At 63.9% G+C, this 11,449-nt stretch carries 8 protein-coding genes; all 8 read left to right on the forward strand.

Annotated elements, in window-relative coordinates; translation table 11 throughout:
- The coding region (locus AAF563_21150; GenBank protein MEM7123797.1) for a pirin family protein at nt 1–642 on the forward strand (642 nt) is incomplete at its 5' end.
- A 158-nt stretch (nt 643–800) separates the two neighbouring features.
- Nucleotides 801–2,180 carry a 3-deoxy-7-phosphoheptulonate synthase class II gene (locus AAF563_21155; protein ID MEM7123798.1) on the forward strand — a complete coding sequence of 460 codons (1,380 nt, stop codon included), beginning with the start codon at nt 801–803 and terminating at the stop codon, nt 2,178–2,180.
- A 36-nt stretch (nt 2,181–2,216) separates the two neighbouring features.
- Complete coding sequence (locus AAF563_21160; protein MEM7123799.1) at nt 2,217–3,377, forward strand: nicotinate phosphoribosyltransferase; 1,161 nt, start codon at nt 2,217–2,219, stop codon at nt 3,375–3,377.
- Nucleotides 3,378–3,458: 81 nt separating this feature from the next.
- Nucleotides 3,459–5,096, forward strand: coding sequence for an FAD-dependent oxidoreductase (locus AAF563_21165; GenBank protein ID MEM7123800.1), 1,638 nt, complete (start codon nt 3,459–3,461; stop codon nt 5,094–5,096).
- A gap of 217 nt (nt 5,097–5,313) precedes the next feature.
- Nucleotides 5,314–6,969, forward strand: a complete 1,656-nt coding sequence (locus tag AAF563_21170; GenBank protein MEM7123801.1) for an NAD+ synthase — start codon at nt 5,314–5,316, stop codon at nt 6,967–6,969.
- Nucleotides 6,966–8,312: a glutamate--tRNA ligase gene (gltX, locus tag AAF563_21175; protein ID MEM7123802.1), complete on the forward strand. Its 1,347-nt coding sequence runs from the start codon at nt 6,966–6,968 to the stop codon at nt 8,310–8,312. The genes AAF563_21170 and gltX overlap by 4 nt, the downstream gene beginning before the upstream one ends.
- Nucleotides 8,313–8,484: 172 nt before the next feature.
- Nucleotides 8,485–9,855 carry a cysteine--tRNA ligase gene (cysS, locus tag AAF563_21180; protein ID MEM7123803.1) on the forward strand — a complete coding sequence of 457 codons (1,371 nt, stop codon included), beginning with the start codon at nt 8,485–8,487 and terminating at the stop codon, nt 9,853–9,855.
- On the forward strand, nt 9,852–11,444 hold the full coding sequence (gene cimA / locus AAF563_21185; protein MEM7123804.1) for a citramalate synthase: 1,593 nt from the start codon (nt 9,852–9,854) through the stop codon (nt 11,442–11,444). The genes cysS and cimA overlap by 4 nt, the downstream gene beginning before the upstream one ends.
- Nucleotides 11,445–11,449: the final 5 nt, after the last annotated feature.

Here is an 11,449-nt window from a genome sequence, read left to right on the forward strand (position 1 = left end):
CATACGTTTTCGTTTGGCAGCTATCACGACCCCCGCCACATGGGTTTCGGCCCGCTGCGCGTCATCAACGACGACCGGGTGATCCCCGACGCCGGGTTCGAGACCCACGGCCATCGCGATATGGAGATCGTGACGTATGTGCTGGACGGTGCGCTGGCGCACAAAGACAGCCTGGGCAACGGCTCGGTCATCCGCCCGGGCGAGATACAGCGCATGACCGCCGGCACCGGCATCACCCATAGCGAGTTCAATGATTCCGCGTCCGATCCCGTGCATTTCCTGCAGATCTGGATCGAGCCGGACCAGCACGGTTTGGCGCCCGGATACGAACAGAAGCCAATCTCGCCCGAGACAAGGCGCGACCGGTTCGCTCTGCTGGCCTCGCCTGACGGGCGCGATGGCTCGGTCACCGTGCACCAGGACGCTTGGCTGTGGGGTGGTCTGCTGTCGCCTGGAGCCGCGGCCAAGCACGCCTTGGCGAATGATCGCCTTGCCTGGCTGCACATCGCGGAGGGCGCGGCGGAGGTCAACGGTCTCTACCTGGAGACTGGCGATGGGCTGGCGGTGCGTGACGAGCCCGAACTGGAGATTGAGGCCATCGACACGACCGACATTCTCCTGTTCGACATGGCCAAGGCGTAAGTGGGCCCAAATGTGAGCGCCGACATGGATTCAAGCGCGAATTTGCGCTTGAATCCCGGCGACTTAACCCAAGGTTTCCCTGGAACCTTGGCGAATCGGGGCGTATATCGCCCAGTTCCGGAAGAACACGACCAAAACATCAAAAAAGAGAGACACCCATGACAACTGCCTGGAGCCCGTCGAGCTGGCGGGAAAAACCCATCCTCCAGGTTCCGGAGTACCCGGATCCCGACGCGCTGGCCGATGTCGAGCGCCAGCTTGGCGTCTATCCGCCCCTGGTGTTTGCCGGCGAAGCGCGCAATCTGAAGCGCGTCCTGGCGCAGGTCGCCGAGGGCAAGGCGTTCTTACTCCAGGGTGGTGACTGCGCGGAGAGTTTCTCGGAGTTCCACCCCGATGCCATTCGCGACACCTTCAAGGTGCTGTTGCAGATGGCGGTGGTTCTGACCTTCGGTGCGTCGTGCCCAGTCGTGAAGGTCTCGCGCATGGCCGGCCAGTTCGCCAAGCCGCGGTCCTCCAACACCGAGGCGCAGGGTGATGTCGAATTGCCCAGCTATCGCGGTGATATCATCAATGGCATTGAGTTTGATGAAGCCTCGCGGGTGCCTGATCCCGAACGCATGCGCTCGGCCTATCACCAGGCGGCGTCGACCCTCAACTTGCTGCGCGCGTTCGCCCAGGGCGGTTTCGCCGACCTGCATCGTGTGCAGGGCTGGAACAACGACTTTGTCGCCGATAGCGCCCAGGGTCATCGCTACGAAGCCCTGGCGCAGCGCATCCAGGAAGCGGTGAGTTTCATGGAAGCCTGCGGCCTGACGTCGGAGAACGTTCCGCAACTGCGCGAGACCGAACTCTATACGTCGCACGAAGCGTTGCTGCTGCCCTATGAAGAGGCCATGACTCGCGTCGATTCGACAACGGGCGATTGGTATGACACCTCCGCCCACATGGTGTGGATCGGCGACCGCACCCGTCAGCCCGACCACGCCCACGTCGAGTTCATGCGCGGCATCAACAACCCGATTGCCATGAAGTGCGGCCCGTCGCTCGACCCCGACGAACTGCTGCGGTTGATCGACATCCTAAATCCGGAGAACGAGGCCGGTCGTCTGACGCTGATCGTGCGCATGGGCGCCGACAAGGTGGAAGAGGGTATGCCGCCTTTGATCCGCGCGGTCGAGCGCGAGGGCCGCCACGTCGTGTGGTCGTGCGATCCCATGCACGGCAACACGATCAAGGCGCCAAGCGGTTACAAGACGCGGCCGTTCGACCGTATCCTCGCCGAGGTGCGCGGTTTCTTCGCGGTCCACCGTGCTGAGGGAACCCATGCCGGTGGTGTGCACTTCGAGATGACCGGCAAGGATGTGACCGAATGTTTGGGCGGGGCCCAGGAGATCACCGATGCCGATCTGCAGGACCGCTACCACACCCATTGCGATCCCAGGCTCAACGCCAGTCAGGCGTTGGAACTGGCGTTCCTGATCGCTGAGCAGTTGAAGGCCGAGCGCGACGAAGCCGCGCGGCTTGCCGCCGCGCAGTAAGGCCGGTCGCGCCAACGCTCCTTGGGGGAAGCGTCGATGGCGGAAGACAACCCGGACCTGAAGCCTAAAGGCGGCTCCTTGTGGCCGCGCGAAGAAGATGTCGGCCGTTGGACCGACGTCTACTTCAAACGCACCAAGAAGACGGTCGAGACATTTGGCGACACGCGCGTCACTTACGCGGTCTTCATGCGCCGACCGGTCGTCTGCGCGCCGCGTTTGGCGGTCGACTGGTTGCACGGTATCGCCGCGGTGCGCGGTGTGACGTTCGACATCGAGTTGACCCACGACGAAGGCCGCTGGGTGGGCGCAGGCGAGCCCATCATGTACATCGCCGGACCGCTCGCCTCGCTGGTCGATCTGGAAACCCTGTTCCTGCAGAAGCTGGGGCCGGCCTGTGTCGCCGCTTACAACGCCTACACCATGTGCGTCGATCTCCCGAAGTCGGGTTTCCTTGCCATGGACGCGCGTCACTGTGCGGGCACGGAGATGGCCGAGATGATGGCCTATGCAGCGTCGGTCGGTTCAGCGCGCGCCAAGCGCAAGGCGGGCGCCGTCGGTTTCATTGGCAACGCGACCGATGCGACCGCCCATTTCTTCGGCAACGACAAGGGTCTCGGCACCATGCCGCATGCTCTGATCGGATACGCCGGCGATACGGTGCGCGCGGCCGAGATGTTCCGCGACGCCAACCCGGACGCACCGATGACCGTTCTGGTCGACTTCTTCGGCCAGGAGGTCACCGATGCGCTGGCGGTCTGCCGGCGCTATGCCGATCTTGCGGCCGCCGGCGAGATGTCGGTTCGTCTGGACACCGGCGGCGGACGTTTTGTCGAAGGGCTCGATCCCCAGACCAGCTATGCGGTGCTGGAGCGCAATGCACCCGAAGCGATTCGCGGCTACCGTTCCGAGGTCGAGCTGCGCTACCTGATCGGGACCGGCGTCTCGGCCGCGGGCATCTGGCATATGCGCGAGCAACTCGACAAGGCCGGTTTTGACAAGGTGAAGATTGTCGCCAGCTCCGGTTTCGGCGCCGCCAAATGCAAGACGATGGCCGTCGCCAACGCGCCGATCGACGTCATCGGCACGGGCAGCTACCTGCCCGAGGTCTGGACCGAGACCTATGCCACCGCCGATATCGTCGCCTATGACGATGAACCGCGTGTCAAGGTCGGCCGCGAGTTCCTGTTGCGCAATTGACGCTTTACTCCTCAGTCCGTTTCATCATGACGCCGTCTGCCCGGTGCAGCGGACTACAACGACAATTCAGCAGGTGAGTTAATGGAGTTTGACGACATTCGCCGTCAGGCGGACCGCCCGTTCAATCAGGACCAGATCGACTACCTGATGCCGCTAGGCCGCACCGAGAACTTGGCGGCCGGTGAGTACCTGTGGCGCACAGGCGACGTGACGGGAGATTTCTACGTTCTGCTGGAAGGCAAGCTCGACATTCTGGCCGATGCGGGGCCGGAGGAAGAGCTCGTGTTTCGAGCGACACCCGGCCAGTTCATGGGCGAGTTCAACTTCTTTACAGGCGAACTGCAGCCGTTGTCGTGCCGGGTCTACGAGGATTGCAACGTTCTGATCGTACCGCGACAGCAGATCCTCGGCGTGCTGTCGAATGTGCCTGAAATCAGCGACCTCGTTGTCACCGCCTTTGCGGCCCGGCGGCAGCTTGCCATGCAACTTGAGACGAGTGGCATGGTGCTTGTTGGCCATGAGGACGACCCCGTGGCCGGCCGTCTGCGTGAGTTCGCGAGCCGTAATCAGATTCCATGCGGCTGGGCGGCGTACGGGTCAGAGGCCGCCCATACACTGGCGGACCGTTTTGACCTTGAGGGAGAGAAGACTGTTGCCATCGTCCACGGCAAGACCGTGCTGAACGAGCCGACAACCCTTGAGGTCGCCAAGGCCCTCGGTCTCGACCGGGCTATCCGGGACGGGCGCAAGGCGGAGTTGATTGTCGTGGGCGCCGGCCCGGCCGGATTGGCGGCGTCGGTCTATGGCGCCTCCGAAGGGCTGGAAACGCTGGCGATCGAGGACACGGCAATCGGCGGCCAGGCCGGTTCGTCGTCGCGCATCGAAAACTACCTGGGTTTCCCCACCGGCTTGTCGGGTATCGAACTCGCCTATCGCGGTGAGGTCCAGGCGGTGAAGTTTGGCGCACAGTTGTCGGTGCCCAGTCACGCGACGAGTTTCTACCCCTGCGATGACGGATACTGCATCGAACTTGCGGATGGCCTGAAGATCTTCGGCGCCAGCGTTGTCGTCGCGTCCGGCGCGCGGTACCGCAAGCTGAATGTCGACAACCTGGAATCGTATGAGGGCAAGGGCATTTTTTATGCCGCGACCGACTTCGAAGCCCAGTTCTGCCGCAAGACCGATGCCATTGTCGTTGGCGGCGGCAACTCGGCCGGCCAGGCGGCGATGTTCCTGTCGCGCCATGCCCACCACGTGCACGTGCTGGTGCGCGGCGCCAGTCTGGCGGCGAGCATGTCGCACTATCTGCTGTCGCGTCTGGAAAACGACCCGCGCATCACGATCCACTATCAGACCGAGATTGTTGCCCTGCATGGCGACCAGCATCTGGAGCGTGCGACCCTGCGGAACCGCGAGAACGCGAACGAGCGCGAAGTCGTAACGCGTGCCGTCTTCGTCATGATTGGCGCTACGCCCAACGCGCGTTGGCTCGGCGACGCGGTGATGCTGGACAGTCATGGGTTTGTGCTGACCGGCACGGAAGCCGGCGCGACGACACCGTTCGAAACCAGCCTGCCCGGTGTGTTCGCGGTCGGCGACGTGCGTTCGGGATCGGTCAAACGGGTCGCGTCCGCCGTCGGCGAAGGCTCCGTCGTCATCTCCTACGTCCACCGCTATCTGATGGACAGGCGCGAGGAAACCACACCAGCAGAGGCATGAAGGTTGGGGTTTACGGGGTCCGCAATTGACACCACGTAAGGCTCACCCTAGAGCGGGTCATGGTTAGCTGGAACCGATTGGCGGTTCCAGCTAACCATGTGAATCCGCTCTATATCGATAAGCAGAGCAGATTCACCTGCCTTGACGTTGTCGCGAAGCGATTCCATCAAGAAAGGATCTGCTCTGTGCACGCTCTTCCAATCGGGACCGTCTTGTCATGACCGACAATCTGAAGATCGCGCTGGCCCAACTGAACCCGACCGTGGGTGCCGTCGAGGCCAACGCGGACAGGGTCCTGGCGGCGCGTGCGCAGGCGGCTGCCGAGGGCGCGGACCTTCTGGTCACGTCGGAATTGGTGATCAACGGTTATCCGCCCGATGACCTGGTGCTGCGCCCGGCCTTTCAGGAGCAGGTCGAGGATGCCGTCGCGCGCATCGCCGAGGCGACGAGCGACGGCGGACCGGCGGTTGTTCTGGGCGCCAGCTATCGGAACGACGGCGCGCTCTACAACGCCGCCTATCTGCTGGACGAGGGCGAGATCAAACACGTGCGCTTGAAGTACGATCTGCCGAACTACGGCGTGTTCGACGAGAAGCGCGTGTTCAGCGGTGGCCCGCTGCCGGGCCCGATCCCGTTCCGTGATATCCGGCTGGGTGTCATGGTGTGCGAGGACATGTGGACCGGCGAGGTCACCGAATGTCATGCGGAGAACGGCGCGGAGATCTTGATCGTGCCCAACGGTTCGCCGTTTGACGCGACCAAGACGGACGAACGGTTGTCGCACGCGGTGGCGAGGGTCACGGAGTCCGGCCTGCCGCTGATCTATGTCAACCAGGTGGGTGGTCAGGACGAGCTCGTGTTTGACGGCGCATCATTCGTCATCGAGGCCGATCGCTCACTCTCCGCCCAACTGCCTTCCTGGGAGGAAGCAGTCGTTGTCACCTCCTGGCGGCGCGACGGCGGTGGCTGGGTTTGTGAACCCGGCACGATCGTCGCCGAGGCAGGTCGGAGCGAGAACATCTACCGCGCGATGGTGACAGGTCTTGCGGACTATGTCGGCAAGAACGGTTTCCCGGGCGTCTTGATCGGGCTTTCCGGCGGCATCGACTCCGCCTTGTCGGCCGCGGTCGCCACGGACGCGCTGGGGCCCGACAAGGTCCATTGCGTGATGATGCCGTCGCGCTTCACCAGTCAGGAGTCGCTCGACGATGCGGCGGCCTGTGCGGACATGCTGGGCGTGCGCCTGGACAGCATTTCGATCGCGCCGGCGGTCGACGCGTATGACACCATGCTGAAGGATCTCTTCGCCGGCACCGAACCTAACGAGGCCGAGGAGAACATCCAGGCGCGCGCGCGCGGCATCACGCTGATGGCGCTTTCCAACAAGTTCGGTTCGATGGTGCTGTCGACCGGTAACAAGTCAGAGATGTCGGTCGGCTACGCGACACTCTACGGCGACATGTGCGGCGGCTACTCCGTTCTGAAGGACGTCTACAAAACGGCGGTCTATGAGCTCTCCGCATGGCGCAATCAGCACCTGCCGGCGGGCGCGCTGGGTCCGGCGGGTCGGGTTGTTCCCGAGAACATCATCACCAAGGCACCGACGGCGGAGCTGAAACCCGACCAGACCGACCAGGACAGCCTTCCACCCTATGACGTGCTGGACGACATCCTGACCGGCCTGATCGAAGGCGAGGAGACGTTCGAGCAGGTCCAGGCGCGCGGCCACGACCGGGCGCTCGTCAAACGCATCTGGAACATGCTGCTGCGCGCCGAATACAAACGCCGTCAGGCGCCGCCGGGCGTCAAGATTACGACACGCGCCTTCGGTCGCGAGCGGCGCTATCCGATCACCAACCGCTTCCGTTCATGAGCGCCGTCACGCGCTTCGCGCCCAGTCCGACCGGCCGGCTTCATGTCGGCAACATCCGTACGGCACTGATGAATTGGGTGATCGCGCGCCAGGCCGGCGGCACGTTCATCCTGCGGCTGGACGACACCGATGCCGAGCGGTCGACGGATGCATACGCCGACGGCATCCGCGACGACATGGCATGGCTTGGCCTGACCTCCGACAGCGAGGCCAGACAGTCCGAACGCATGGCGCGCTACGAAGCCGCGCGCGCCAAACTTGCCGATATGGGCCGGCTCTATGCCTGCTACGAAACGCCGGAAGAGCTGGAAACCCAGCGCAAGCTCTTGCGGGCGCGGGGCCTGCCGCCGGTCTATGACCGTAGCGCGCTCAAGCTGAGTGACGACGAAAAGGCGCGGCTGGAAGCAGATGGCCGGCAGCCGCACTGGCGGTTCCTGCTCGAAGACAAACCCATTGCGTTCGAGGATTTGATCCGCGGCCCCGTCAGTTTCGAACCGGGTCACGTCAGCGATCCCGTGCTGATGCGCGAGAACGGCGTGCCGACCTATACGCTGGCCTCGGCCGTCGACGATATCGAGATGGGCGTGACCCATGTTGTGCGCGGCGAGGATCACGTCGCCAACACCGCCGTCCAGATCGACCTGATCGCAGCACTCGGCGGCGCGCCCATCCAGTTTGGTCACCACCCCCTGCTGACCGAGGCGTCGGGCGAGGGTTTGAGCAAACGCAAAGGCGGCGCGTCGATTGCGGAACTGCGGGACGAGGGTCTTGAGCCGCTTGCGGTTCTGAGTTTTCTGGGCCGTCTCGGCACATCCGATCCGATCGAGCCGTTGCACACGCTCCAGATGCTGATCGACGGCTTTGCCTTCTCGAAGATCTCGCGCAATCCGCCGCGCTATGATCCCGACGAACTGCGGGCGCTGAACGCCAAGTGGCTGCACGGCGCATCGCTCACCGACGTGACCCAGCATCTTGACGCGCTCGGCCTGAGTGATGTCGACGAGACATTCTGGCTGGCCGTGCGCGGCAACCTCGAGACTCTGGCCGATGCCGCGACGTGGTGGGCGGTCTGCCACCAACCGACGGAGCCGGTCATCGCCGGTGACGACAAAGACTTCATCGCGGCAGCGGCCGGTCTGCTTCCCAAAGAGCCCTGGGACCAGGAGACCTGGAAGGCATGGACAACGGCGGTCAAGGAGGTGTCGGGGCGCAAGGGCAAGGCGCTCTTCATGCCCCTGCGCCTGGCTCTTACGGGCCTGGATCATGGGCCCGAGCTCAAGGACTTGCTGCCGATCATCGGGCGCGAACGGGCGCTTGTCCGCCTTGAGGGCGACAAGGCGTGATGACGGCCGCGTTTGCCTCCGGGCGCGATCGCGTCTATATAGCCCGCGTTATGGAACGGATGTCCCAGCGATGTTGCAAAGCAGTCGGGCGAATTATCGCCTGACAGTCCTTAACGGCCCGCGCCCGGCGTGCGGCCCGACGCTTTGCCATTTCTGACCGGGAACCGACCCCATGACCGTCAAGACACAGCTCAAAATCCACAACACGCTCGCCCGCGAAAAACAGGTCTTCGAGCCGCTCGATGCCGGAAACGTGCGTTTCTATGTCTGCGGGCCGACGGTCTATGACCTCATTCATCTGGGCAACGCCCGGCCGCTCGTCGTGTTCGACGTCTTTTTCCGCCTGTTGCGTCATGTCTACGGCCCCGATCACGTCACCTATGTCCGCAACATCACGGACGTCGAAGACAAGATCAACGCGGCGGCCAAGGAGAACGGCGAGCCGATCGAGGCGCTGACCAAGCGCACCATCGAGCAGCTGCACAAAGACACAGTCGCGCTCAACTGCCTGGAGCCCAGCGTCGAGCCGCGGGCCACGCAGCATATCGCCGGCATGATTGCCATCATCGAAGATCTGATCGCTAAGGGCCACGCTTACGCGGCTGATGGGCATGTCCTGTTCGATGTGCCGTCCTGGCCCGACTACGGAAAACTCTCGGGCAACAGCCGGGACGAGATTGTCGCGGGCGCGCGGGTCGAGGTCGCGCCCTACAAACGCGACGCCGCCGACTTTGTCTTGTGGAAACCGTCGAGCGACGATCTGCCTGGCTGGGACAGCCCCTGGGGTCGTGGACGCCCGGGCTGGCATATCGAGTGCTCGGCAATGAGCTTGGCCCACCTGGGACCGACCTTCGATATCCATGGCGGCGGACGCGACCTGATCTTTCCGCACCACGATAACGAGATCGCGCAGACCATGTGCGGTGTCGAGCACGCCGGGTTCGCGCGCTACTGGATGCACAACGGCTATCTGGTCGTGAACGGGGAAAAGATGTCGAAGTCGCTCGGCAACTTCTTCACCGTTCGTGAGCTGCTTGAAGACTGGCCGGGCGAAGTCCTACGCTTTGCCTTGCTGGGCACGCATTACCGTCAGCCTCTCGACTTCACGATGGATGGCTTGAACCAGGCGCGCCTGGCGCTCAACCGGTTCTATAACGCCATGCGCCATGCCGGCGAACCCGGGACAGGTGAGGTGCCCGAGCAGGTCCGTGACGCGCTGGCCGATGACCTCAACACGCCGCTGGCGGTAAGTCATCTGCACGAGCTCGCCGACCGCGTCTTCAAGGGCGACAACGACGCGGCGATGGCGCTCAGGGCCGGCGGCAACATGCTGGGCCTGTTGCGCGAGACTGCCGCCGACTGGTTTACCGGTGATGCCGACGAGGACGCCGTCGCGTCGATCGAAGCGCGCCTTGAGGCGCGCGTGGCGGCCCGCAAGGCAAAGGACTTTGCCGAAGCCGACCGGATCCGCGACGAGCTTCAGGCCGAAGGGATCGAGCTTGAAGACGGTCCCGACGGCACGACGTGGCGGCGGGTGCGATGAGCGGCGAGCGGGTCTACCTGTTCGACACGACACTGCGCGACGGGGCGCAGACACGCGGTGTCGATTTCTCGGTCTCGGAAAAGGTGCAGATCGCCGCCGCCCTGGACGAGCTGGGCATTGACTATGTCGAGGGCGGTTGGCCGGGCGCCAACCCGACCGACGATGCCTTCTTCTCGGCACCGCCCCAGCTCAAGTCCGCGACGCTGACCGCGTTCGGCATGACCCGGCGGCCTGGCCGCAGCGTCGAGAACGATCCCGGCGTCCAGGCGGTAATGCAAGCGAAGACGCCGGCGATCTGTCTGGTCGGCAAGTCCTGGGACTTCCATGTCGATGTCGCACTGGAGATCACCAAGGATGAGAACGTCGCCATGATCGCCGACTCGATGGCCCATGCGGTCGCCGATGGCCGCGAGGCGATGTTCGATGCGGAGCATTTCTTCGACGGCTACAAGGCCGACCCCGGCTTCGCCCTATCGTGTCTGGAAGCAGCACTCGATGCCGGCGCCCGCTGGGTCGTGTTGTGCGATACCAATGGCGGCACCCTGCCGGGTGAGGTCGGGCGCATTGTCGCGGAGGTCGTGTCCAAGCTGCCGCACGACAAGATCGGCATTCACGCCCACGACGACACCGGCAATGCGGTGGCCAACTCCTTGGCCGCCGTCGAGGCCGGCGCACGTCAGGTGCAGGGCACGTTGAACGGCTTGGGCGAGCGATGCGGCAACGCAGACTTGATCTCCGTGCTGCCGACACTGGCGCTGAAGTCGGACTATGAACTCGGCGTCAGCGATGCCCAGCTTGCGCACGTCACCCGCACATCGCGCTTGCTGGACGAACTGCTGAACCGCGCGCCCGATCGCCACGCCCCCTATGTCGGCGCTTCGGCGTTTGCGCACAAGGGCGGGCTGCACGTTTCGGCGGTTCTGAAGGATCCGCGCACCTATGAGCATGTCGACCCCGAGCTTGTCGGCAACGAGCGTCACATCGTCGTTTCCGACCAGTCCGGCCGCGCCAATGTGCTGGCGCGCCTGGCAGAGGCCGGCATGGATGTCGACCCCGACCACAAGAAGCTGCCGCGCCTGATCGAAGAAGTGAAGGCGAAGGAGTTCGAGGGCTACACCTATGACGGCGCGGAGGCGAGCTTCGAGTTGCTGGCCCGGCGTACCCTTGAGAGTGTGCCCGACTATTTCGAGGTCGACAGCTTCCGCGTTCTGGTGGAGCGGCGGTTTAACGCGCTCGGCAAACTCGTCACCTTGTCGGAAGCAACGGTCAAAATCGTCATCGATGACCAGCGCCTGTTGTCGGTCGCCGAGGGCAACGGTCCGGTCGACGCGCTCAATGTCGCGCTAAGGAAGGATCTCGGCAAGTACTCGGAGTACCTGCACGACTGCCGGCTGGTCGATTACAAGGTGAGGATCCTGAGTCCCCAAGCTGGCACCGCCGCTGTCACCCGCGTCATGATCGAAAGCGCCGATGATGCGGGCACGCGTTGGTCGACGGTCGGTCTGTCGACCAACATTATCGACGCGTCGTTCCAGGCGCTGACCGACAGCATCCGTTACAAACTGATGCGCGACAACGCGCCCGCCTGAGCCCC

This window comes from Pseudomonadota bacterium, assembly GCA_039028155.1.
Lineage (GTDB): Bacteria > Pseudomonadota > Alphaproteobacteria > SP197 > SP197 > JANQGO01.